20 protein-coding genes and 2 tRNA genes are annotated in these 24,407 nt (G+C 27.9%); 18 read left to right on the top strand and 4 right to left on the bottom strand.

Annotated elements, in window-relative coordinates:
- Positions 1–1,080 precede the first annotated feature (1,080 nt).
- Genes AYC61_RS15360 through AYC61_RS15350 form a run of 3 tightly spaced genes read left to right on the top strand, consistent with a single transcriptional unit; the run spans position 1,081 to position 4,389 of the window.
- Positions 1,081–2,370, top strand: a complete 1,290-nt coding sequence (locus AYC61_RS15360) for an SIR2 family protein (RefSeq protein ID WP_242866813.1) — start codon at positions 1,081–1,083, stop codon at positions 2,368–2,370.
- Entirely contained in the window at positions 2,367–4,175 is a 1,809-nt protein-coding gene (locus AYC61_RS15355) for an ATP-binding protein (RefSeq protein ID WP_066504355.1), read from the top strand. Before AYC61_RS15360 ends, AYC61_RS15355 begins: the two co-directional genes overlap by 4 nt.
- Positions 4,168–4,389: a KTSC domain-containing protein gene (locus AYC61_RS15350; protein ID WP_066504353.1), complete on the top strand. Its 222-nt coding sequence runs from the start codon at positions 4,168–4,170 to the stop codon at positions 4,387–4,389. The genes AYC61_RS15355 and AYC61_RS15350 overlap by 8 nt, the downstream gene beginning before the upstream one ends.
- 304 nt (positions 4,390–4,693) lie before the next feature.
- On the opposite strand, the gene AYC61_RS15345 is transcribed toward AYC61_RS15350, so the two are convergent.
- Positions 4,694–4,780, bottom strand: a tRNA-Leu gene (locus AYC61_RS15345).
- A gap of 459 nt (positions 4,781–5,239) precedes the next feature.
- Between AYC61_RS15345 and AYC61_RS15340 the strand changes: the two genes are divergently transcribed.
- From AYC61_RS15340 to AYC61_RS15300, 9 genes are all read left to right on the top strand, one after another.
- Positions 5,240–6,688, top strand: coding sequence for a L,D-transpeptidase (locus AYC61_RS15340; protein WP_066504344.1), 1,449 nt, complete (start codon positions 5,240–5,242; stop codon positions 6,686–6,688).
- Positions 6,689–6,983: 295 nt separating this feature from the next.
- Positions 6,984–7,571 carry an RNA polymerase sigma factor gene (locus AYC61_RS15335; protein WP_066504342.1) on the top strand — a complete coding sequence of 196 codons (588 nt, stop codon included), beginning with the start codon at positions 6,984–6,986 and terminating at the stop codon, positions 7,569–7,571.
- Between the two features lie 23 nt (positions 7,572–7,594).
- Positions 7,595–8,788 carry a DUF4349 domain-containing protein gene (locus AYC61_RS15330; RefSeq protein ID WP_066504340.1) on the top strand — a complete coding sequence of 398 codons (1,194 nt, stop codon included), beginning with the start codon at positions 7,595–7,597 and terminating at the stop codon, positions 8,786–8,788.
- Positions 8,789–9,202: 414 nt separating this feature from the next.
- On the top strand, positions 9,203–9,958 hold the full coding sequence (locus tag AYC61_RS15325) for an SIMPL domain-containing protein (protein WP_066504334.1): 756 nt from the start codon (positions 9,203–9,205) through the stop codon (positions 9,956–9,958).
- Positions 9,959–10,225: 267 nt separating this feature from the next.
- On the top strand, positions 10,226–12,892 hold the full coding sequence (gene polA / locus AYC61_RS15320) for a DNA polymerase I (RefSeq protein ID WP_066504331.1): 2,667 nt from the start codon (positions 10,226–10,228) through the stop codon (positions 12,890–12,892).
- Positions 12,879–13,514 carry a dephospho-CoA kinase gene (coaE, locus tag AYC61_RS15315; protein WP_066504324.1) on the top strand — a complete coding sequence of 212 codons (636 nt, stop codon included), beginning with the start codon at positions 12,879–12,881 and terminating at the stop codon, positions 13,512–13,514. Before polA ends, coaE begins: the two co-directional genes overlap by 14 nt.
- Before the next feature lie 4 nt (positions 13,515–13,518).
- A complete protein-coding gene (locus AYC61_RS15310) occupies positions 13,519–14,073 on the top strand; it encodes a lytic transglycosylase domain-containing protein (RefSeq protein ID WP_082759993.1) in 555 nt (184 codons plus the stop codon).
- A gap of 235 nt (positions 14,074–14,308) precedes the next feature.
- Positions 14,309–16,048, top strand: a complete 1,740-nt coding sequence (locus AYC61_RS15305; RefSeq protein ID WP_066504322.1) for an ABC transporter substrate-binding protein — start codon at positions 14,309–14,311, stop codon at positions 16,046–16,048.
- A 52-nt stretch (positions 16,049–16,100) separates the two neighbouring features.
- A tRNA-Leu gene (locus AYC61_RS15300) sits at positions 16,101–16,186 on the top strand.
- 149 nt (positions 16,187–16,335) lie between these two features.
- On the opposite strand, the gene AYC61_RS15295 is transcribed toward AYC61_RS15300, so the two are convergent.
- On the bottom strand, positions 16,336–17,385 hold the full coding sequence (locus AYC61_RS15295; RefSeq protein ID WP_066504320.1) for a BtrH N-terminal domain-containing protein: 1,050 nt from the start codon (positions 17,383–17,385) through the stop codon (positions 16,336–16,338).
- Between the two features lie 826 nt (positions 17,386–18,211).
- Here AYC61_RS15295 and AYC61_RS15290 point away from each other — a divergent pair.
- Positions 18,212–18,460: a CPF_0552 family protein gene (locus AYC61_RS15290; RefSeq protein WP_066504319.1), complete on the top strand. Its 249-nt coding sequence runs from the start codon at positions 18,212–18,214 to the stop codon at positions 18,458–18,460.
- Between the two features lie 53 nt (positions 18,461–18,513).
- Here AYC61_RS15290 and dapB read toward each other — a convergent pair whose 3' ends face one another.
- Both dapB and dapA read right to left on the bottom strand, forming a co-directional pair.
- Positions 18,514–19,278, bottom strand: coding sequence for a 4-hydroxy-tetrahydrodipicolinate reductase (dapB, locus tag AYC61_RS15285; protein WP_066504317.1), 765 nt, complete (start codon positions 19,276–19,278; stop codon positions 18,514–18,516).
- Positions 19,279–19,283: 5 nt separating this feature from the next.
- Positions 19,284–20,171 carry a 4-hydroxy-tetrahydrodipicolinate synthase gene (gene dapA, locus AYC61_RS15280; RefSeq protein WP_066504314.1) on the bottom strand — a complete coding sequence of 296 codons (888 nt, stop codon included), beginning with the start codon at positions 20,169–20,171 and terminating at the stop codon, positions 19,284–19,286.
- Positions 20,172–20,672: 501 nt separating this feature from the next.
- Here dapA and AYC61_RS15275 point away from each other — a divergent pair.
- The 5 genes from AYC61_RS15275 (at position 20,673) to hslO (ending at position 24,356) form a co-directional block, all read left to right on the top strand.
- On the top strand, positions 20,673–21,611 hold the full coding sequence (locus AYC61_RS15275) for a type II CAAX endopeptidase family protein (protein WP_066504312.1): 939 nt from the start codon (positions 20,673–20,675) through the stop codon (positions 21,609–21,611).
- Positions 21,612–21,947: 336 nt separating this feature from the next.
- Positions 21,948–22,154, top strand: a complete 207-nt coding sequence (locus tag AYC61_RS15270; RefSeq protein WP_066504307.1) for an alpha/beta-type small acid-soluble spore protein — start codon at positions 21,948–21,950, stop codon at positions 22,152–22,154.
- 65 nt (positions 22,155–22,219) lie between these two features.
- Positions 22,220–22,960, top strand: a complete 741-nt coding sequence (locus AYC61_RS15265; protein ID WP_066504306.1) for a class I SAM-dependent DNA methyltransferase — start codon at positions 22,220–22,222, stop codon at positions 22,958–22,960.
- Between the two features lie 130 nt (positions 22,961–23,090).
- A complete protein-coding gene (locus AYC61_RS15260) occupies positions 23,091–23,291 on the top strand; it encodes a cold-shock protein (protein WP_066504297.1) in 201 nt (66 codons plus the stop codon).
- 180 nt (positions 23,292–23,471) lie between these two features.
- Positions 23,472–24,356, top strand: a complete 885-nt coding sequence (hslO, locus tag AYC61_RS15255; protein ID WP_066504295.1) for an Hsp33 family molecular chaperone HslO — start codon at positions 23,472–23,474, stop codon at positions 24,354–24,356.
- The last annotated feature ends 51 nt before the right edge of the window (positions 24,357–24,407 follow it).

The raw sequence follows: 24,407 nt of genomic DNA, 5'->3' as shown, positions 1-24,407 counted from the left end.
AATGTTCCTTTGAAAAATACTCTCAATGTCTCCTAGTATATGAAAATTTTATTTTACAACAAGAGTTAGAAAAGAGTTAAAATAGCTACGGTAAATCTTTGATGGAAGTGTGACTCAATGTTTTTGTGTTGAAGCATACAAGACATTTTTTTAACTCGGAGATGCCTATATTTTTCTGATTGTATAAAGATGAAAAAATATGGGCATCAATGTCGTGGTCAAAAAATGTCATGTAGCTTCTAAAGGAATTAATGGTTTAAGTTCTTTAGGGTAAGCCTTTGTGAGTATGAAGTTATTACATGATGATTATTCATTACCAAATGGTGAGGGGCACGAATCTGAGAATCTTTGCTGTTCCTGTAAAGAAGCAATTTTTTTCATTGAATAAAAGCGTTGAAAAAATTACTTCTTAAAAGTCACCTACAAAGAAACCTCAGATTGAGCCCTAGTAAATCTGTTGGTTGGTATATTTTTGATAGCTGTTGTTTGAGGTCATGATTGGGAGTAACTTTGCTGATTAATAATGCTTTGCAAACCTTTATATGCTATAGAGAAATCTATCATATTATTAAAGTTAAAATAGTAAAAGGTTACATGAACTCAAAATGAAGAAGATAAAATGCGTATTTATTATTAACAAATAGTGAAGAAGAGCCTGTTTTTTTGAATGATTAGTATAAAGTAGTATATAAAATAAAAGGATTTGAAAGATAAATATAGAAATATAATGATGTAGATGTAGGTTGATGTATGTATCTAATGTCAATAATGCAAAGTTAAATGATACAAAAAGTAGGTGGGGTCTTAAAAAAAAGTTTGGAATGTTAAAAGATAATATTAGGATAAATAAAAATAATTTTTTAGGTATGTTTCGGTATACGACACATCTTGCCAAGGGGAACAAAAAATGTATGAGCATACTACCAAAGAATTTATTAACCAATTAGATAAGATAAAAAATGATGTCTGTTAATTAAGATGTATAATTAATGTAGCGGCATATAAATATAAGATACTATTTATGTTTATAATTAGGTTATTGATTATTGAAAATTAAAATTTATTGAGGAGATTATAATAATGAATAAATTTACACATGATCCATCGGAGTATATAAGAGGTTTACAGCAATTATTAGTATCAGACAAAAAGAAAATTGCGTTTTTGTTTGGTGCTGGGACTTCTTTAGCAAAGAAGAATAAAGATTCTTTAAATATTCCAGCTATAGGAAAAATGACAGAAATGATAGAAAATGAGATTTGTAAAGATGAAAAATATAGTTCTGCTATTAAGGAAATAAAAGAAGAAATAGGAAAAGATAAATATAATGTTGAAACTCTTTTGTCTAATGTTCAAGAAAAATATCATATTATTGGTAATGGTACTTTAAATGGACTTAAAAAAAGTGAATTTGAATCTTTAATAAAGATAATTAAAGATGAAATAAAAAAAATAGTATGTGTTCATAAAAGGATAATAAAAGAAAAAAAACTTGAGCAATTGATACACCTTGATTTTGCTGAATGGATTGGTAAAGCAGATAGAAAATATGGTGTTGAGATTTTTACTACTAATTATGACTACTTGTTTGAATTGGGTATGGAAGAAAAAAGTATTCCATATTATGATGGATTTTCAGGAAGTTATGAACCTTTCTTTTATCCTGAGTCAGTCGATGATTTATGTTATATACCAAAGCAAACAAAGTTATGGAAAATACATGGGTCTTTAGGTTGGCATTTGAAGTTTGATGAAGAAAAAAATTTAGAAAGAGTATTTCGAAAAGATTCAAGTTGTGATGATATTTTAATTTATCCATCTACCCTAAAGTATGCGGATTCAAAAAAACAGCCTTATATAGCATTGATGGACAGGCTAACAAACTTTCTTAAACAACCAGATACAATTCTTATAGTTTGTGGATATTCTTTTGGAGATTTACATATTAATGAACGAATTTTAACTGCATTAAAATCAAATACATCAGCTCATGTGTATGTCTTATTTTATGATATTATTTGGAATGGAGATAAAAAGGATTATGGGTTAGTAGAAGATTTACATTTAGCAAAATTGGCTAAAACAAATAGTAAAATTTCAGTTTTAGGTTGCCGAAATGCTGTAATTGGATGTAAATATGGTAAATGGAAATTAAAAAGAGAACCAGATGAAAAAGATACAATAAATGTTAATTTGTACTTTGATGAAGATGGACCGACTAATTTAGATGATCCTAAAAATGAAGAGAGAAATGGAGAAGAGATTTGGACTGGGGAAGGAGAATTAACATTACCTGACTTTTTAAAATTTGTAAAATTCCTTCAATCAATGATTATGCAAAATCATCGAGTTGGAGGTCAAGACAAATGAAAAATATACAGACTGAAATAGGCGAAATTGTTAGTGTAAGCGGTAACATGATTACAGTTCAATTATCTGATAATATAAAATCAAATATGCCTGTTATAGATGGGATAGTGTATCGTATTGGACAAATAGGATCATTTTTAAAAGTATCACTTGGATATGTAAATCTTTATGGAGTTGTAACACAAGTTGGTGCAGCAGCTATACCAGAAAATATTAAGGAAATAATTGCTCAAGATTTTTCAAAAGCAAATAATAGACAGTGGATAAATATGGTGTTTGTAGGTGAACAAATAGGTAAAAAATTTGAGCGAGGGGTCTCACAATTTCCTACAACTGGAGATAAAGTTCATTTAGTAACAATAAAAGATTTAGAAGCTATTTATGGTGGATATGATGATAATAATTCAATAGAAGTAGGCAATATGAGCATATCAGAGAGCTTAAATGCAAAAATTGATCTTAATAAATTGGTTTCAAGACACTGTGCAATTCTTGGTTCAACAGGTAGTGGTAAATCAAATTCGGTGGGTGTTATTTTAAATGCAATTGCAAATAAAGATTTTAAAAGTTCAAGAATTCTTGTTATTGATCCTCATGGTGAATATAATAGTGTATTAAAAGATAAAAGTAATGTATACAGAATTAGAGCAAATACTTCAAATAATGAAAAAGAATTGTATATTCCATTTTGGGCATTGCCATTTAATGAATTGATGAGTATTTTCTCAGGTAATTTGTCTGACCAAAATCAAGAGTATTTTAGAAGAAAAATTGTTGAAGCAAAGTTAAAAGCTATTGAAAAAAATAGTAATATTAAGATTGAAAAAGAACTAGTTACAGCAGATACACCACTTCCTTTTAGTTTAAAGAAATTATGGTTTGATTTAGAAGATTTTGAAAGACAGACTTATAATGAAAGAGGAAAGCCCCAAACTATAACTAAAAAAATAGTCCAAGGAGATCCAGAAAAGTTAATATCTAATGAATATGAACCTGCAAGTGCTGGAGGAGGCAAACCATATTTAAATAATAAAGCAAAGGGATTACTTAATTTTCTTGATAGTATTAGATTAAAACTCAAAGATTCAACATATAATTTTTTATTTAAGCCAGGCGAGTTTTTACCAGATTTAGATGGTAAAGTAAAAAAAGATTTAAGCAATTTATTATTTGAATGGTTAGGTAGTGATAAATCCATTACAATCCTTGATTTATCTGGTATCCCAAGTGAAATAATGACTTCTATATCAGGAACACTATTGAAAATTATTTATGACACATTATTTTGGGGTCAAAACCTTTCAATAGGTGGGAAAGAACAACCTTTATTAATCGTTTTAGAAGAAGCCCACAATTATTTACGAGATGGAGATAAATCTATATCATCAAGAGCAGTACAATCTATTGCTAAAGAAGGTAGAAAATATGGAGTAGGACTAGCTTTAGTAACACAAAGACCATCAGAATTAGATGAAACAGTATTAAGTCAATGTGGTACAATAATAGCATTAAGAATGAATAATTCAAAAGACAGAGGACATATTCGTGCAGCAATTCAAGATGAGCTTCAAACAATGATAGATTTATTACCAAGTCTAAGAACTGGAGAAGGAATTATATCAGGCGAAGGTGTAAAAATTCCTTCAAGAGTTCAGTTTTATAAACTTTCAAATGCCCCTAAAAGTTCAGATCCAAAAGTTTCTGAAAAATGGATGCAAGAGAAAAATGCTAAGATTGATGATTATAATAAACTATTATTTCTTTGGAGAAATCAAAAATTAAAGGAGGAAATAAGCAATGAATAATGTAGAAATGATACCAGTTAGTTCTTCTAATGTAGACAGTGTAGGTTATGACGAAACAAATCAAATAGCATATGTTAGGTTTTTAAATGGAACACTATATATTTATAAAGGAGTTCCACAATTTGAGTACGAAGGTCTATTAAATGCCCCTTCTGTTGGTTCATATTTACATAGAAATTTTAAAAATGTATATCCATATGAGAGAATTGAGTAAACACGCTCGATTGTCTCTCCTCATTTGATAGGATTACCGCTCTACACCTAACATATGTCAAATGATGTTGTTTTACGGTGAACTATATTATTGGGAAATATTTATTTCAGCTTCCCTATCTACATAGAAAAACTAGTAACTAGTCTTTTACAAATATAAGCATACTAGCTATATAAACACTCTATAAAACCAATATATAGTAGTGCGTTAATTTTAGTAGCTCATATTATAGTTACATCATAATAAAAAAACTTGTAATCATAAAACCATTAATCAATGGTTTAATAATTACAAGTTTTTAATTTGGTGCCGAAGGTGGGACTCGAACCCACACGTAGTCGCCTACACTGGATTTTGAGTCCAGCGCGTCTGCCAATTCCACCACTTCGGCTCATCAGTGACAAGTAATATAATAGCACATAGATGAGCTATTAGTCAAGTGGTTTATATTAAAAAAATAAAAAATTTCAAATTACGATTAATGTATATCTGATATGTTAAGTTATTTCATTTGATTATACGTGTTCTAACAAGCTGTAGTTTTAAATATAATATAACAATAAGTATTTTAGCTTTATTACTTTTCTTGTTTATCAATCAGACCCGTAAAATTCTAACTAATACAATTACTAACAGACATACAGATTATCCTTGCATATCTAACAACCACTTTACAGTGAGTCACAATTCCTAAAATTTCATTTTCATTATTTCTTCTTTCCATGAAATAGACGGATATTCATTATTTGTCATACATCTATTAACAACAAATCCAAAATAATTAAAAAACAATCATAAAATGTAGTTTATAAAAATAAAATTAGTAGGTATAGTATTTTGGAGGTGTATGATGGGTCGTAAAAAGTATTTTGTTATTATATTTTTTTGTTTAGTTCTTATTTTCGATACAATAAAGCCTACATATGGCTTTGATAATAATTTTGCCAGGGAAATAATCGTTAATATTGCACAAAGGATTTTAATTTTGAAGGAGGGTGATAATTTGAAAGAATATCCTATTGCTGTTGGCAAATCTGCTACACCTACTCCTTTAGGTGAATATAATGTTATAAATAAAGCTGTAAATCCATATTATAAAAAATTAGATATTAAAGGAGGAAGTGAAGAAAATCCTCTAGGTAGTAGATGGATTAGTTTTAAGTATCATTATGGTATTCATGGTAATAACGATCCAGATTCTATTGGAACATATGCATCTGGTGGGTGTATAAGAATGCATGAAAGAGATGTGCAGGAGATATATAGTGCTTCATCTGTTGGTACTCCTGTGAAAGTATTTTATGATCCAATTGATATCAGCTATGACATAAATGGTGATAATCCTATAATAAAAGCACAGAGGGATTATTATAAAAATATTAAAAATTATGATGAATTGATTATTGAGAAGCTTAAAAATCTCAAAATTTATTCGAAAATTGAAAAAGAAAGGTTAGAGCAACTATTAGATAAGTTAAAAAAACATGAGACAGTATTTAGTGACAGTTGGTGTTTGTTTATTAATAAAAAGTATATTTCAAAAGATATAATCGAAAAGGATCAAGAATATTATGTGAAGAAAGCAGATATTGAAAAATTCTTTAATATTGATATATATAGCTTGGAAAAAACAGATTATGCAAAATTGTTGGGTAGCAAAGTTGGACAGATAATAACAAATGATATTAAATATATTAAAATTAAAGATTTACATAGTGTATTAAAGGGGTCTCTAGTTATAAATGATACTGAAAAAAATATATGTTTAGACAGCAATTTGTTAAAGATAAATAAGAAGCTGTTTTCGAATGTCATTAATCTTACAACTGAGCCTAAAGCTCCATTATATAGATTAAATAAGATATTTGACCTTAACTATAATTTTAAAGATGATACAGTTAATCTGTTTGATAAAGATGAGGATATAAGTTATATTTTATATGATAATCAACCTTATGTAGATTTAACAGAGTTATCTGAAATTACAAATTGTACTGTTGATGTATCTACATACAATAAGACTGTAAATATAAATATTTACCCTGAAATAATATTTGATGACATGTCATATGAAGGACGTATAATTAATAATGAATTTTATATTCCTCTGCATTTATTTCTAGAAAATACTAGTGATAACAACTATATTTATTACTTATCGCTTTTAGTAAAGGATAAGGATAAATACTTATATAAAGAAAATGATGTTGAATATATAGCGTTGAGTCATGTTAAGTGTTTCTTTGATATTGAATGGAATGACTATAAGATGAAATTGTTTTTAAAAAGAAGGAAATAAATATTATTGATGGAATAGCTTCTTTAAAGGGAGCTTTTTTTTTAGCTGAGAACTCAAATTTAGATTTGATGTGAATCGGTTAATCATGGAAAGAACTGAGTAATCGATTCATAAAAAAAATGATTTTCAAATCGCTTATCGAAAAAATCATATCGAAAATTTCCAAACTACGAATTTATAATAATTAATATGGGAAAAACTAAAATTAATTTTTAAAACTTGGAACTTTTTAATTCAAATTCAAGTCTAATTAAAAAGGATATAGTTTGTATTTAAATGAAAGGGGTGAAAATAGATGGTAAATAATGAAGAAAAACTAATAAAGAAATGTCAAAAGGGAGATATAGATGCTTTTGAAACATTAATTAGTAGTTATGAAAAAATTGCTTACAACATAGCTTTAAAAATGCTTAAAAATAGAGAAGATGCAATGGATATATCGCAAGAAGCTTTTATTAAAGTATTTAAGTCAATTGATAAATTTAATTTCAAATCTTCTTTTTCAACATGGTTGTATAGAATTGTAGTAAATACATGTATAGATCATTTAAAAAAGAAAAAGAAGGTATATTCTATAGATAGCACGGTTGAGACACAAAATGGAGAAATACATACAGAAATTCCTGATACAACAAATAACCCAGAACAACTGATGGAGAAAAAATTAACTAAAGAATTAGTTCATAGGAGTATAAATGAATTAAGTGAAACGCATAAAGTTGTTATAGTATTAAGAGATATACAAGGTTTTAGTTATGAAGAGATTTCACAAATAATAGGATGTTCACAAGGTACCGTCAAATCCAGAATAAGTAGAGCAAGAAGTGCTTTGAAAAAAATAATTATAAATGATACGGAACAAAATATTGAAAGATTCGTCTAATTATTTGAAAGGAGGGATGAAAGATGAATTGTAATGAATTTAATGAGAAAATATCTCTTTATATAGATAACCAACTAAATGATATGCAAAAAAAGGAATTTGAGCAACATCTAAATAGTTGTGATAAATGTAAGAATGATTATAAGCAAATGGTACAAATTCTTGAGTTTGCTAGAGATTGTGAGCAAGAAGAATTACCATCAAATTATAAGGCTACTTTAAGAGAAAAATTAGAAGAATGTCAAAGGAATAATGTAAAGAAGAAAAGAATAAATTGGAAAAAATATTCAGCGATTGCAGCAGGTCTATTAGTTATTGTTACATCAGTTTCTTTGTTATCATCGTCTGATATGAAACAATATGATGAAGCGGAAAATAAGAGCAGTTATGAATATGGTACAATGGATAGTAATGCGAATCAAGCTGCTGACGAGGCTCCAAAGAGCATAGCTCCTAATACTAAAAAGTTTGAAATCAGTCCAAATAGTGTTGCTACAAATGATAGCATACAAGAAAAATATGGGCTAGAAAAAAGAAGAAAAGTAATAGAAAATGCAAATTTATCTTTAGAGGTTGATAATTTTGATAAAACTACTAGTGATATAGTAATATATGTTGAAAAAAGCGGTGGATTTATAGAAAGTAGTAATGAACAAATCAGAACTACTAGCAGAGGAAAGACGAAATATGGTGATATGGTTATAAGAATACCAAGCGATCAATTTCGTCATACTTTAACATATATTAAGACATTAGGTCAAATTAATGGTAGTGAGTCTGCTACAAATGATATAACGGGTAGTTATATGGATGTAGATAGTGAAGTAAAGAATTTAAAGATTCAAGAAGAAAGATTAAGAGAAGTTTTGAAAAAGGCTGAAAAAGTTGAAGATATTCTTAAGATAGAGGATGAATTAAAAAGGATTCGTACAGAGATAAATCAAAAAATAGGAAGGCTTAAAAATTGGGATGATTTGGTTGATTTATCAACTATATATATTAATATTGAACAGAGACAATATAGTGATGAATATATAAAGCCTGAAAATGACAATATGTGGTCAAAGGCTAAGAGAGGTTTTGTTCAAAATATTAATAAGATAATAGTTGCTTTACAGAATATTATAATAGTAGTTATTAGTAACTTGCCAACTATTATTGTGATTATGATATTAATATTAATTATATATTTAATTTATAAGAAGTTTAGAAAATAAATTTTTGGTTGAATTATATTAGGTAGTTGCAAAACTAAAATTTAAATATAATGTGTAAATAACATTAATTTTAGCTCATAAGTTTTGGGCGAGGGGACCCATCTCATAATCTTTGACGGCTGGGCAAGAGCCCGTTTTGAAGTAAATAAGAAACTCACTACTTACTGCGTTCCTAGCAGTAAGTGATTCACTCAAAATCGTGGATTTTGGTTCTCTACTTAGGAGCGATGAAGAAACGAACTCTTGAAGTCACGCTTTCAAAGAAACATGAGATGGTTCCCTAGTAACTATATTGGTATTTTTTACAATTACTTTATGGGGGAAACTGAGTTACTTCATAGCATGTAAACATTGAATTTATACATAGTGTAGAGTTTTGCAATTAACTAAATTATATAAAAAAGGAGGACAAATATGAAACGTTCGATTATTGTTGCAGTATTGTGTTTTACGTTATTATGTGGATTTACTTTAGGTACAACAGGGGCATTGAACAATACATCTTTAGCAGAGGCTGATGTAAATACTGATGATATGGGTACTTTGTACGTAAATGGAGAAGGTATTGTAAAAATCAAGCCTGATGTTGCATATATTAATTTAGGTGTTGAATGCGAAAATAAAGTTAGTCAAAAAGCTCAAGAAGAAAATGCAAAAAAAATGGCTGAAGTTGTAAAGTCTCTTAAGGAACAAGGAATAAAAGAAAATGATATAAAAACTATAAGTTATGATATTAGGACATTAAGATATTATAATGAAAAAACTCATAAAAGTGAAACAACAGGCTATAGAGTTGAAAATGTTGTTCAAGTTACAATAAACAATATAAACAACGTTGGTAAAGTAATAGATGCTGTATCAGAAAATGGAGCTAATTTAATTAGAAATATCAGATTTGGTACAACTAAACAAGATGAATATTACTTACAGGCATTAAAAATAGCTATGGACAATGCTAAGGGTAAAGCTAATGTATTAGCTGAATCTATTGGAGTAGTGCTTAAAAAGCCATCTAAAATATCAGAAAATTCATATGGCGGCTATACTATGATAGATGCGAATGATTCTTATAGAGCCAATTCTATGAAGAAATTTGAAAGTATTGAAACATCAATATCATCTGGAGAATTAGAAATAAGGGCTAACGTAAACATTGAATATAAATATTAAAAAACGGCAATAGCCGTTTTTTAGTTTGTAAAAATATAAAAATAAATTAGGAAAGATAGACTAGATAAATAAAAGAAATTTAAACTTTTCAGCAATTTTATATTACAACTTAAACATAACTATTTTAATTTATGTAATGTTGATATATACTAGATATATGATGTTATAAAACATATTTAACCCTATCATTCATATAACTTTGAATTATGTGTTTTTTTTATGAATAATCTGGGTTTAAATAAGTAAGTATCTGAGGAGTTGATAATAATGCCAAATAAAAAAATGGTTTTAATAGACGGAAATAGTTTATTACATAGAGCTTACTATGCGTTACCACTTTTATCTACGAAAGATGGAATATATACAAATGGTGTTTATGGCTTTTTGACCATGTATTATAAAATAATAGATGATTACGATCCTACTTACATGTGTGTTGCATTTGATAGAAAAGCACCTACTTTTAGACATAAAGAATATGCAGATTATAAAGCTGGTAGAAAAAAAACTCCTGATGAATTAGGACAGCAATTTTCTCTTATAAGAGAAGTGCTTGATTGCTTAGGCATTACTTTTGTTGAGATGGATGGTTTTGAAGCTGATGATATTATTGGTACATTATCAAGGCGTTATGATGAGCAAGGCTTTGAAGTACTGGTTGTATCTGGAGATAAAGATTTACTACAGTTAGCAACTGATAACATTAAGGTTCTTCTTACCAAAAAAGGTGTAAGTACTGTTGAAATTTATGATACAAATGCCATGCTTGATAGATATGGCTTAACACCTGTGCAGTTTATAGATCTAAAAGGTCTAATGGGTGATCAATCTGACAATATACCTGGTGTTCCAGGTGTTGGAGAGAAAACAGGCATAAAGCTTTTGAAAGAGTATAATACCATAGAAGAAATATATGAGAATATTGATAATATTAAAGCTAAAAAATTAAAACAAAACCTAAAGGAAAATAAACTGCAAGCTTTCATGAGTAGAAGACTAGCACAAATTATAACCAATGTACCTATTGAAACAGATATTGAAAATCTTAAAATTGAACAACCAGATACAGATTGTTTATATGATTTATATAAAAAACTAAAGTTTAAATCCTTGTTGAAAAGAATACCTAATGTTGACTTAGAAAATAGGACATTCAAGACTGAATTTAAACTAGTTGAGTCAATAGATATTGTAGACAATATTATTGATGAAATAAAGGATACAAAGAGCTTTTTATTTAAATTTGTTGTTAATGACAGTAACTATTTAAATGGTAAAATAATAGCTATCACTATAGGTTTAGATAATAAATCATCTTATTATATACCTTTTGATGATATAGACTTTGACGAGGTTATTGCTAAGCTAAAACCTGTTTTTGAAGATAAAACTATAAGTAAGATAGGACATAATTTAAAAAATGACTTATTAGTGTTATTTAGATACGATATAGATATTAAAGGATTAGAATTTGACACTATCATAGCTCAGTATTTAATTGACCCATCTCAAAAATCCTATTCACTTAAAACATTAGCAGATGAATATTTAGAAGTGGATATAAAAGATGATGAAGAACTTTTGGGAAAGGGTAAAAATAAGAAAAACTATTTAGATTTGTCTAAAGATGAATTGTGCTCATATTTTAGTAACAAAATTTCTATTATTAATAAACTAGAAAAAGTTTTAAGAGAAAAATTAAAGGAACTCAATATGATTGATTTGTTTGAAAATATTGAAATGCCATTAATAGAAGTTTTAGCAAATATGGAGCATGTTGGATTTAAAGTAGATATAGATGCTTTGAAAGAGCTAGGAGATGAATTTCAATCTAGAATAAATCAATTAACTGAAGAAATATATGATATTTCAGGTGAGAAATTTAATATCAATTCACCAAAACAATTAGGTGTAGTATTATTTGAAAAATTAGAGCTTCCTGTAATAAAGAAAACTAAAACAGGGTATTCAACTAATGCTGAGGTTTTAGATAAATTAAAAGGTGAAAATGAAATTATTGAAAAAATATTGGAATATAGAAAGCTTGTAAAGCTTAAAAATACTTATGTAGATGGTTTTATACCTTTAATAGATCCTAAAACACATAGGATACATTCAAGCTTTAAACAGACAATCACAACAACTGGTAGAATTAGCAGTACAGAACCAAACCTTCAAAATATACCGATAAGAACAGCTGAAGGTAGAAAGATTAGAAAGGTTTTTGTTTGTGATGAAAATGAAAAGCTTGTAGATGCAGATTATTCACAGATTGAACTTAGAGTATTAGCACATATTTCTGGAGATGAAAAACTTATAGAAGCTTTTGATAATGATGAGGATATTCATACAAAAACAGCATCTGAGGTATTTAATGTTCCAAAAGAAGAAGTTACTTCATTAATGAGAAGTAGAGCAAAAGCTGTTAATTTTGGTATTATATACGGTATAAGTGACTTTGGTCTTTCAAGAGATTTAAATATTGCTAAAAAGGAAGCTAAGGTTTATATAGATAATTACCTTGAAAATTACAAATTGGTAGCTAAATATATGAAGGATATTATATATATAGGTAAAGAAGATGGATTTGTTACAACAATTTTAAATCGAAGAAGGTACCTACCAGAATTGCAGGCAAAGAATTTTATTGTTAGGTCTTCTGGAGAAAGGTTAGCAATGAATACACCTATTCAAGGAAGTGCAGCTGATATTATAAAAATTGCTATGGTAAACGTGTATTTTGAATTAAAGAAAAGAAAACTGAAATCAAGATTAATACTACAAGTACATGATGAATTAATTATAGAAGCTGATGAAAATGAAATAGAAGAAGTAAAAGAATTGTTAAAAAATCTCATGGAAAATGCAATAGACTTAAGTGTGCCATTGAAAGTAGATATGCAGGTTGGTGAAAGTTGGTATGAAACAAAATAATAATGAGATAACTTTAATAGGAATAACGGGTGGTATAGGCACTGGTAAAAGTACAGTGAGCAATATATTGAGAAACAAAGGTTATGTTATTATAGATGCAGATATAATAGCTAGAGAAGCGTTAGAAGTTGGAAAACCAGGATATGATGATGTTATCGATTATTTTGGCGCTGATATAATAACATATGATAAGAGTATAGATAGAAGAAAATTGGGAGAAATTGTTTTTAATAATAATGATCTGATAAAAAAATTAAATGATATTGTACACCCTCATGTGTATAATGAAATTAAACATTTAATAGAATTAAATTCAAAACAAAATAATATAATTTTCTTAGATATTCCTTTATTAATAGAGGAAAAAGATAAACTATATTCAAATGGTATAATAATGGATCATATATGGTTAGTATATGCAGATAGAGAAACTCAACTTAATAGAATATTGAAAAGAGATAATTTAGGTAAGGATGAAGCAATCTCAAGGATTAATTCGCAAATGTCAATTGAAGACAAAAGAAAAGAAGCTGATGTTATAATTGAGAATAAAGGAGATTTAAAAGAATTAGAACATCAAATTGATGATAAGCTTAGAGAAATATTAAGTATAAGGAGGTAGATTCTTGGCTAAGGCTTATAGGCATTTGAAATTTATTTCTATACTATTATGTATATTAATTGTCTTTGGTTTAGTTAACATTAAAAGAATAGGCAGAGTAGTTTTTCCTATGAAATATCAAAAACAGATATATACATATTCAAATACTTATAAAGTAGATCCGTTGTTAATTGCTTCTATTATTAGAGCTGAAAGTAGTTTCTTACTGAGAGCAAAATCTCATAAGGGGGCTATTGGGTTAATGCAAATTATGCCCAAGACCGGAAGATGGGCTGCAAAAGAAATTGGTATCAAAAATTATAGTGATGAAAAATTGTATGATGAAGATATCAATATTATTATAGGTTGCTGGTTTGTTAATAAGCTTAGTGTTGAATTTGATGGCAACATGGATTTGGTATTAGCAGCTTATAACGCGGGAAGCGGCAACGTTAATAAATGGATTAATGATGGAAAAATAAGTATTGATAATATAGAGAATATACCTTTTGTAGAAACTAAGAATTATGTAAAAAGGATCAGTATATATTTGAAAATATATAAATTTTTATATAACTAATTATAAGTAACATATATTTTTAAAAAAATTTTTAGTTGTGGACTATTATTGCAAAATAATGATATACTACATTAGTAACTTCTAAATATGTAAAGAATTAAAAAACAGATTTTTCATTAATAGTTTTGTTACAATTTTGATGTTATATATATTGGAATATAGAAAATAAGAGATATAAAACTATTTATGATAAGTAACAAAATGATAAATTCGATTGCTCATGAAGGAGGAAAATATGAAATATAAAAAAACACTAGCAACCATCTTAATAATGATATTAGGTTTAGCTCTATTTGGGTGTGAAAAAGGTGTAGATTTAGAAAATAATGAAGATAAACAAGGTTCTGTAGAAGTTTCTTATGAACCTGAATACGGTGGAAATATGAATGTACCAATATCAAATGTAAAAACATTTAACCCACTAATTAATAGAGAAAAAAGCTTATATCATTTTTATAAGTTAATATATGAAGCACTATTTGAATTTGATGAAGATTTCAATATAAAAGGTCAATTATGTAAGACTTATCAAATTGAAAATGAGGGTAGATTGATTAGATTAACATTAAGAGATGATGTTTATTGGCATGATGGTGTTAAGTTTACAGCAAAAGATGTTAAATTTACGTTAGATGCTATGAGATATAGTTCTAGAGAAGGTTTATATAATGAAATACTTACAGATGTGTTTAAGCCCTCTAAGCCATCAGATATAAAGCAAATAATGAGTGCAAATATTATCAATGATTATGTTATAGAAATAAAATTAAATCGAAATTATTCTAATTCCTTAGAGGCTTTGATGTTCCCAATATTACCAATGCATCAATTTACTAATAAGCAAAGTGCAGATAGAAGTGATTATGACAAAGCTTTTAACGAAAATTATATAAAAACTCCTATTGGAACAGGTCCTTATAAGTTTGATAAATATGAGAAACTAAAATATGTAGGACTTTCAGCAAATGATAAATGGTATAAAGGTAAGCCATACATTCAAAATATAAGTGGAATAATAGTTGATAGCGAGGAGACAGCACTAAGTTCATTTGAGACAGGTTTAGTTGATTTAGCTTTTGCAGTAGGTATTGATTGGGATAAATACCTAGAAAATAAAAAAGTTAATATATATGAATATACTACAAATAAATATGAATTTATTGGTTTTAATTTTAATAAAGAAATTTTTCAAGGAGTTAAAGGTCAAAGTCTTAGAAAAGCAATTGATTATGCTATAAACAAACAAGTAATTGTGGATAATGTTTTTCTAAGGCATGCAAAAATTGCAGATACACCTATAAATCCAAACTCTTGGCTATATGATAAAGATACTAATTTGTTGAAGTATAATATTAATGAAGCAAGAGATATTTTGCAAAAAGCAGGTTTTAAAGATACAAATGATGATGGTATACTAGAAGATACAAATGGTAAAAAGCTTCAAATTAGACTGTTAACGAATTCTTATAATCAATTAAGAACTGAGATGGCAGATATAATTGTAAATGATTTAAAAGAAATTGGGATTGAAGTAATAAAAGATTATAATAGCTCGAACAATTTATCAGAGCAAGAAATAGCGACACAATGGGAAAGGTTAAATAATAAACTTTCAAAGCGTGAATTCGATATGGTATTATTAGGATGGGATTTATCACTAGTACCTGATTTGTCATTTATGTTACATTCTAGCCAAATCGATAATGGAACCAATTTTATTAGTTACAATCATATTGAAATGGATAATTTGTTAATGCAGGCTTTCTTAGCTCAAGATAGGGAAACTAAAAGAGAATCTTATATTAATATTCAAAAACTAATTTCAGAAGATTTACCTTATGTTAGTTTGTTGTTTAAGAACAAGGCTATTCTTGTAAATAATAAAATTATGGGAGATATCAAGCCAGAGACGTTCAATTTGTATTATAATATTGATAAGTGGTTTATTCCAAAAAAATATCAAGATATAAAATAATGCTATTGACAATAATAAAGATAGAGGCTATACTTAATTGGTAGCTTCATTTGCGAGGGTGCTGGAACTGGCAGACAGGCATGTTTGAGGGACATGTGTCTAATTGGCGTGTGGGTTCGAGTCCCATCTCTCGCACCATAATAGATATAAAACAAGGTAGATACTAATTGTATCTACTTTTTTTTGGCTCTGTTAAATTAATTGTTGATTTGCATACAAAATAGGTGGTCCAATTAAAAGTACTACCTATTTTGTGTGCAATATATTTTATTATCTACCTAATAATATTATTTCAAGTTAATTATTTCTTGTAATTTAGTTAATACAGTAGTTTCTTTAATATGTATTTCTTTTATTATATCAGACATTTCTTGTAGTAATTGATTTGCTCCTGTTTCTGATAATTTCCACATCAAATCTCCAACCGCATCCCAGCGTTTTGAAATTTCAATATATGAAGAACCTAATTGCTTTATTTTTTCATTACCAATTATTTCACTTGCCTGTATTAGAAAATTACCATACATCTTTCTGAAAATACCACCACCTGTACCACCATCAGCATTAATTTGAAAATAGTTTGTAATTCCTGCTGTTTTCAATTTTTCTTTATCAAATTTGCTCCATTTTAGAATCTCCTTAGAAAATTTATCAATACCATTTAGACCTAATAATTTTGCTGGAGCATTTAACATATTATCACAAGTTTCTTTTATTGCTGAAAAAATAATAGGTGATGTTATTTTTTCATAGCCATTAAATTTTATTGAAAGATATTTGTTGTTTGAAGGGAAAGGTCTATGATTACTACTTCGAGCCTTTTCTACTTTCTTATAATCAACTAAATGATAGTCTTTAGATATATAACCATTGGGTGTTCTAATAGTATTGTCAGAGTTATCTCTATCACTTATATAAAACTTTTCTGCCTCATTATCATAACCAAAAATAACTACTGCGTGTCCACCAAAATGATTATCTTCACCCAAATTCAAATAATCAAGATAAGGCATATCTACATATATTAAAACTGGGTTATTATCATCTAATAGTTTTAGTGTTTTATCAAAAGCAGTTTTATATTTACTACTTGATTTACACTTTATTTCAATATCAAGCCTTTCACCAAGTTTTTTTTCAAATTCAAAAGGTTTGGTTCTTCCTGATACCATTGGTGATTTTTTTAGATTAACATATACAAATGATAATCCTGAACCAATTCCAAAAATCATCTCTTCTGTAAGTGGATAGTTGTAATATTCAAATACTTGTTTTAACGCAGTTGTTATACAATGTTTGCCCCCACTTGGCTTGAAACCGTTAACTATTTTCTCCATCTCAAAACCTCCTTTACTATATTATTTTAACATCATAAACATGACTATAGTATGTCTTATTAAAAATTAATATCTTACTAATTATAAACATATATATATATCCAAATTATTATATAACAGAGCATTTTTACAAAAAAACTTGGGTTGTTTATCTAAACATAAATTCATATGTACAGTTAGTATATAAAAAATTTTCTTATTTAACATTACTTAATTAGTAATAAAAGAATCAAGGAGCTTAAAGCTCCTTTTAGCAAATAAGTTGAAATTTTGAATCGTTATGTTTACAGTAAAAGTTATTATGTTTTTTAAGATGAAAAAGTATTGTGATTTAATTAACCCTGATTATCAATATAGCTTTGAATAGTATAAACGGGTTTGATATTCAATAAATAATCTGGGTTTTAGTGATAAATTCAAGAATCTTTATTATGATGATAATGTAAAGCATTTAGTTATTAATTAGTAGATTCTAATAAGTAAATTTTAAAATCAGTGTATTAAATTCTAGTAGTCATTACAATATCTGCCGAAGAACACTACCAATAATAGGAAGAAAAACAGTAAGCTACTGCCATCATCATCACAGAGTAAGTCAAGTAATCCTTTAGCCATACCAATACCTCCTTAGAATGGTTTTATTATATTATATGAGAAAATAATTATTGTGTTACTTAAAAAATAAATTTAGATAGCTTTAGTTTTAAGACATGTTTGTATTTGACTGAAGGAATGTTTTTTATACTCTTTATTTGAATAAAAAAATACAATTTCTCACATTCTATTAATAGTATGAATCAATAGAATAGTACAGGAGGAGATACAAATGACTCAAACTATAATGGGTATAAAAATTGACAATAGAAATGAAAATGTACCTAAAGTTCAAAATTTATTCACAGAGTATGGATGTATAATTAACACTAGGTTAGGCTTACATGAAGCACATAATCTATGTAGCCCGCAAGGTTTGATATTGTTAGAAGTAATAGAAGAAAAGAATCAAGAGGTCGATAGATTTGAGGCTAAGCTTAATTCAATAGAAGGTGTTGTAGTTAAAAAGATGGTGTTTTAAAGATTGGGGGATATGGCAAAAGGAATTTCAATTTGAGATATCCCCATATTGAATTAAATCATATTATTCATATTATAGACTTTTGGTGCTTTACCGATTATAAATCTTGCAGCATTTAAAGCTCCATTAGCGAATATTTTTTTAGAAAGAGCTTTATGACTAATCTCTAATATTTCATCATTTCCAGCAAAAATTACACTATGTTCACCTACAATAGTTCCACAACGAATTGAGTGAATTCCTATTTCACATGATGAGCGTTTACTTTGATTACCATGCCTTAAAAAGACTAAATTTTTAGTATTGTTTAATGTTCTATTAATATTATCTGCAATCATATATGCTGTTCCACTTGGAGCGTCTACTTTTTTATTATGATGCTTTTCGATTATTTCAATATCAAAAGATTCATTTAGTAATTTGGCAGATTCATTAACAAGCTTCAATAATAAGTTTACACCAATGGACATATTTGCAGATATAAATATTGGTATTGATTTAGATGCTTCTTCTATAATATTTTTTGAGGATATACTTAAACCAGTTGTTGCAATAACAAGAGGTATATTTTTGTATAAAGCATAAGCTACAAGCTCTTTAACGCAACTAGGATGTGAAAAATCTATAATAACGTCAGCTTTTTCTTTAATATCATAAGGATTACTGTATAAAGGAATACTATTCTCACGAATCTCATCTTTATTTGAAACTTTTGTATCTATTCCTGCCGTTATAATCATATCATCAGTATTATTAATCTCATCAATCAGCACTTGACACATTTTGCCCATATAGCCATTAAGAACAACTTTTATCACTTAGATTACCTCCTTGGAAGAAGACCGTAATTAATAAGCTCTTGTTGTAATAAATGCAGATTTGAAGCTGTCATGTCTACTAAAGGTAGTCTTAGATTTCCGGCATCCATGTTTAATAAATTCATAGCAGTTTTTATAGGAATAGGATTAGTTTCAATAAACAATGCATTAATAAGAGCTTTCATATTAAGTTGTATTTCAATGGCTTCATTGATGTTTCCATTCATAAAGAGTTCTACCATGTTATGCGTCTCTTTTGGCAATATATTTGCGATAACAGATATTACTCCTTTACCACCCAATGCTAATAATGGAAGTATCATATCATCATTACCGGAATAGATATAAAAATCTTTTGGACATAACCTAGCTATTTCAGCTACTTGTTCAATATTTCCACTAGCTTCTTTTACACCTTTGATATTTGGATGTTTAGATAATTCTAATATAGTTTGCGGCAATATATTTAAACCAGTTCTTCCAGGAACATTGTATATAATGATAGGAATGTTTACAGCATCAGCAATAGCAGTGTAATGAGCTATGAGACCTTTTTGTGTTGTTTTGTTATAGTAAGGAGTTACTACTAGTAAACCATCTACGCCTACAGATTCAGCATAACGGCTCATTTCTATAGCATGCTTTGTATTATTACTTCCTGTACCAGCTATGACAGGAATTCTTTTATTTGTTTTTTCTACAGCAAATTTTATAGCATTCATTTGTTCTTCATTAGTCATTGTTGAAGCTTCACCGGTAGTTCCACATATTATTATAGCATCAGTTTTTTTATTGATATGCATATCAATAAGTTCTCCAAGTTTGTTATAGTTGATTTTAGAATTTTTGAATGGAGTTACTATAGCTACGCCAGAACCTGTAAATAAACTCATAAAATACCATCTCCCTACAATTAGATGAATAAGGTGAATATTTAAATGTTTAACCCTGATTATTCATATAACTCCCGATAATATGCTGTAAGTTTCTGAATTAGAAGATTTCAGTGAATTCGAAGGCATACCGAGTTGGTATGTCAAGAATTTAATGATATCTTATAACAACGAAAGCAATTACGTAGTAATTGCAACACACCGTTTCAACAAGACGCAAGATTGTGCACCTTCTGTTAAATATAATCGATATACGCTACCTATAGAGGTGAGAGACAAATTTCGTCTTGTTATAAACAGAAGGATGCAGCATAGTATTTAATTTTTCATGAATAATCTGGGTTTTATATTATAATATTAAATATAGGCTTCCGTTGTGAGAACCTGAAAATAATATTTGAAATATTTTCTGGATACAGTTAGAATATAATTATCTCTGATTATTCATATAACTTTAAATAATCTGTGATCAAAGTCGAAAAACAAATTAGAGGGGTAAATATGGAAAATAAAATTGAAAGAAAGAAACCTGACATATTTGAGGCAAATTTATATTATACAATTATAGGCTTTATGTTTCTAACATTAGGCGCGTATGTTCAAAAGAGGAACCTAAATAGTGGCTTGTTAATTACAGAATTAATAATTATATGTTTACCAGTATTTATATATTTAAAAATTAGAGGATATGATATAAGAAGCACATTACGATTGAATAAATTAAGTTTTAAACAGGTTTTATTAATACCTTTAATAACGATATTATTTTATCCTTTAGCAGTATTTTTCAACTCGATATTATTATTTCTTTTAAGTTTTTTTGGAAAAGTAAATCCAATGAAATTACCAGCACCTCAAAATGTTAAAGAACTATTAATAGGGTTTATCATTGTTGCTGTATCAGCAGGTATATGTGAAGAAATTATGTTTAGAGGATTTATAATGAGTGCTTATAAAAGAGTGGGAGTAAAAAAATCCATAATTATATCAGCTGTATTATTTGGATTTTTTCACTTTAATATACAAAATCTAGTTGGTCCTATTTTTTTAGGTATCATTTTTGGATATATGGTATATAAAACCAATTCGATTTTTGCTTCAATAATAGCTCATATTACAAATAATGCTTTTGTAGTTTTCTTATCATATTTGATAGAAAAGTTTAGTGATCAATCTCAAAATCAAAATCTGCCGGTGGCTGTATCTGATAAAACAATTTTAGCATTTTTCATACTACTTATTGGTGTTGTTGTTTTACTGACGGTTCCACTCGCAATAAAGTTAATGAAAAAACTTTCAAATAATGAACTTGATCAAATGAGTTTAGAGAAAGATTTACATTATGATTTAAAAATGAATTTTAAAGAAAAAATCGTATTAGTTCCAATGTTTATAATATATTTTTATAGAATGAGTGTAGTGATTTCATATATGTTGTAAAAACACTCTTCACAAGTAATGGAAAGCTAACAATTATTAATTTACATTTAATGAATAATAAAAAAACAGTATCGAAGGATACTGTTTTTTTACTACAATCCGATCTTTGATACAAACTCGCAATTTAATCCTGCATATGGACCAATTTGGGGGAAAGGTCCAAAGTTGTGTAAGTTGTATAAAGGGGGATGGGAAAGTAGTGAATTACAACAAAAGATAGTTTAACACTTTATTGAGAATAAATCAATACTTATTTCATTTCAAAACGAGATTTTTCTATTGTAAGTATAAATATTTAACAAAAATGACATACTAATGTAAAAGGAGAGATGCGTAATGGTAAAAAATAAAAAAAAGAAAGAAGAGACACTAGAAGATAGATTAAAATATGAAATAGCTGATGAATTAGGACTAATGGATAAAGTAAATACATTAGGCTGGGGTGGATTAACTGCTAAAGAAACTGGAAGAATAGGTGGTATAATTACAGTTAGAAAGAAAAAAATGAAACTAGAAAAAGCAAAAAAAATCAATAATGAATAAGTTTTTGTATAAAAAGCTGTATTACTATGTTATAATAAGTTTATAATATTTCATGAGGTGGTATTATGAATTCATACAGTAGTATGGCGCAATTGTATGATGAGTTAATGAATGATGTTGATTATCATAAATGGTATGAGTATATAGAGCAAATATTTAAAAAAAAAGATTTAAAGCCTAGAAATATTTTGGAGATGGCATGTGGGACAGGTAATTTTACTGAAATTTTATGTAATAATGACTATAATGTTACGTGTTTTGATTTGTCTGATGAGATGTTAGTTGTAGCATATGAAAAATTAAGAAAATTTAACAACGTTACTATCTTAAAACAAAATATGATAAATTTTAAAATTAATGAAAGTTTTGATATGGTTCTAAGTATTTGTGATAGTATAAATTACATAACAAAGGAACAAGATTTAATTAATACATTTGATAGGGTATATAGTCACTTAAATGATAATGGAATATTTATTTTTGACATTAATTCAAAATATAAGCTTGAAAATATTATAGCAAAAAATATTTTTGTTAATGATTATGAAGATGTATTTTATACATGGGAAAGTGAATATGAAAATCAAAATAGCATTATAAATTTCTATTTAACATTCTTTGTTAAAGAAGGGAATTTATACAACAGATTTGATGAAGTGCACACTCAAAGAGTATATAGTACAGACGAAATCCTAGCTGCATTATACAAAGCTGGATTTAAAAAAATTGAAGTATTCGAAGCTTTTACTTTTGATGAACCAAATACTAATAGTCACAGGTTAAATTTTATTGCACATAAGATATGACATAATTTTAAATATAATTGACAGCGTGCAAGAAATGTGATAGTCTGAGTAAGGGTGGATGTTTACTTATAGATGTATGCATTTGCAAAATAATTCTGCTTCAAGGTGAAGCACAGGAGGTATGTTTTTAATGGAAAGAGGCAAGGTTAAATGGTTTAACGCAACAAAAGGTTTTGGATTTTTAACAAGAGATAATGGTGAAGATGTATTTGTACATTATTCAGCTATAGTTTCAGAAGGATTCAAAACTTTAGAAGAAGGTCAAGAGGTAGAATTCGAAATCGTTGATGGCGAAAAAGGACCTCAAGCTGCTAACGTTACAAAGTGCTAATGTTACAAACTATAGATTGAATAGTACAAAGCTTAATCTTTGTTATAAATATATATAGTTTTTAACATTTATAGGGTCTCATATATGAGACTCTATATTTTCTTTTTGAGAAAAATCGATTGTATTTTATTTCAAATAGGTAATAATAAACATTGAATAACTGTAAAGAGGTGAACAACATTGAAGGATTATGTCATAAGAGCTATTGATAAAAATAAGAATATAAGAATATTTATAAGCACAACAACTAATATGGTAAATAAAGCAAGACAAATACATAATACTTATCCTACTGCTACAGCTGCAATGGGTAGATTAATAACAGCAGCATCTATTATGGGAGTAATGTTAAAGAGTAAGCAAGATAGGCTTACATTACAAATTAGAGGAGATGGACCTATTGGTACTATGGTAGCTGTATCTGACTATAATGGTAATGTTAAGGCGTTAGTAGGTACACCTAATGTTGATTTGCCCCCTAGAGAAGATGGTAAATTTGATGTTGGAGGGGTAGTAGGCAAAAATGGAAATGTAATAGTTATTAAAGATTATGGATTAAAAAAACCTTATGTTGGTCAAGTGCCACTTGTAACTGGTGAAATTGCAGAGGATTTGGCAAACTATTATGTTGTTTCAGAGCAGCAACCGTCAGCTGTTGCTTTAGGAGTATTGGTAGGTAAAGATGAGATAGTAAAATCAGCTGGTGGATTTATATTGCAGATTTTGCCTAACATAGAAGAAAATGAACTAAATAAATTAGAAAATTGTCTAAACAATATGGAATCTGTTTCGTCATTAATTAATAAGGGTATGACGCCTGAAGAAATGTTAGATTATATATTTGGAGATTTTTCAATGGAAGTACTTGAGCGTAAAGAGATTGAGTTTGTATGTGACTGTAGTAAAGAAAAAATGACTAAAGCTTTAATTAGTATAGGCAAAGATGAAATTAAAGATATTATAGAAACAGATGGTATGGCAGAGTTAACGTGTCATTTTTGCAATAAAAAATATGTTTTTGATAAATCAGATTTACAGAAAATATTAGAAAAAGCAATAAAATAAATTTTCCAAATAAAATATAGTATAAATATGCAATTTTAAAATAAAATATCT

Origin of the sequence: Abyssisolibacter fermentans, from assembly GCF_001559865.1 — a bacterium.
Taxonomy (GTDB): Bacteria; Bacillota; Clostridia; order Tissierellales; family MCWD3; genus Abyssisolibacter; species Abyssisolibacter fermentans.
The sequence above is the reverse complement of the archived record's forward strand: the minus strand, read 5'-3'. Positions and strand labels throughout refer to the sequence as shown.

Coding starts and splice junctions, on each gene's coding strand:
- AYC61_RS15360 (WP_242866813.1), top strand. CDS start 1,081: ATGAATAAATTTACACATGATCCATCGGAGTATATAAGAGGTTTACAG.
- AYC61_RS15355 (WP_066504355.1), top strand. CDS start 2,367: ATGAAAAATATACAGACTGAAATAGGCGAAATTGTTAGTGTAAGCGGT.
- AYC61_RS15350 (WP_066504353.1), top strand. CDS start 4,168: ATGAATAATGTAGAAATGATACCAGTTAGTTCTTCTAATGTAGACAGT.
- AYC61_RS15340 (WP_066504344.1), top strand. CDS start 5,240: ATGGGTCGTAAAAAGTATTTTGTTATTATATTTTTTTGTTTAGTTCTT.
- AYC61_RS15335 (WP_066504342.1), top strand. CDS start 6,984: ATGGTAAATAATGAAGAAAAACTAATAAAGAAATGTCAAAAGGGAGAT.
- AYC61_RS15330 (WP_066504340.1), top strand. CDS start 7,595: ATGAATTGTAATGAATTTAATGAGAAAATATCTCTTTATATAGATAAC.
- AYC61_RS15325 (WP_066504334.1), top strand. CDS start 9,203: ATGAAACGTTCGATTATTGTTGCAGTATTGTGTTTTACGTTATTATGT.
- polA (WP_066504331.1), top strand. CDS start 10,226: ATGCCAAATAAAAAAATGGTTTTAATAGACGGAAATAGTTTATTACAT.
- coaE (WP_066504324.1), top strand. CDS start 12,879: ATGAAACAAAATAATAATGAGATAACTTTAATAGGAATAACGGGTGGT.
- AYC61_RS15305 (WP_066504322.1), top strand. CDS start 14,309: ATGAAATATAAAAAAACACTAGCAACCATCTTAATAATGATATTAGGT.
- AYC61_RS15295 (WP_066504320.1), bottom strand. CDS start 17,385: ATGGAGAAAATAGTTAACGGTTTCAAGCCAAGTGGGGGCAAACATTGT.
- AYC61_RS15290 (WP_066504319.1), top strand. CDS start 18,212: ATGACTCAAACTATAATGGGTATAAAAATTGACAATAGAAATGAAAAT.
- dapA (WP_066504314.1), bottom strand. CDS start 20,171: ATGAGTTTATTTACAGGTTCTGGCGTAGCTATAGTAACTCCATTCAAA.
- AYC61_RS15275 (WP_066504312.1), top strand. CDS start 20,673: ATGGAAAATAAAATTGAAAGAAAGAAACCTGACATATTTGAGGCAAAT.
- AYC61_RS15270 (WP_066504307.1), top strand. CDS start 21,948: ATGGTAAAAAATAAAAAAAAGAAAGAAGAGACACTAGAAGATAGATTA.
- AYC61_RS15265 (WP_066504306.1), top strand. CDS start 22,220: ATGAATTCATACAGTAGTATGGCGCAATTGTATGATGAGTTAATGAAT.
- AYC61_RS15260 (WP_066504297.1), top strand. CDS start 23,091: ATGGAAAGAGGCAAGGTTAAATGGTTTAACGCAACAAAAGGTTTTGGA.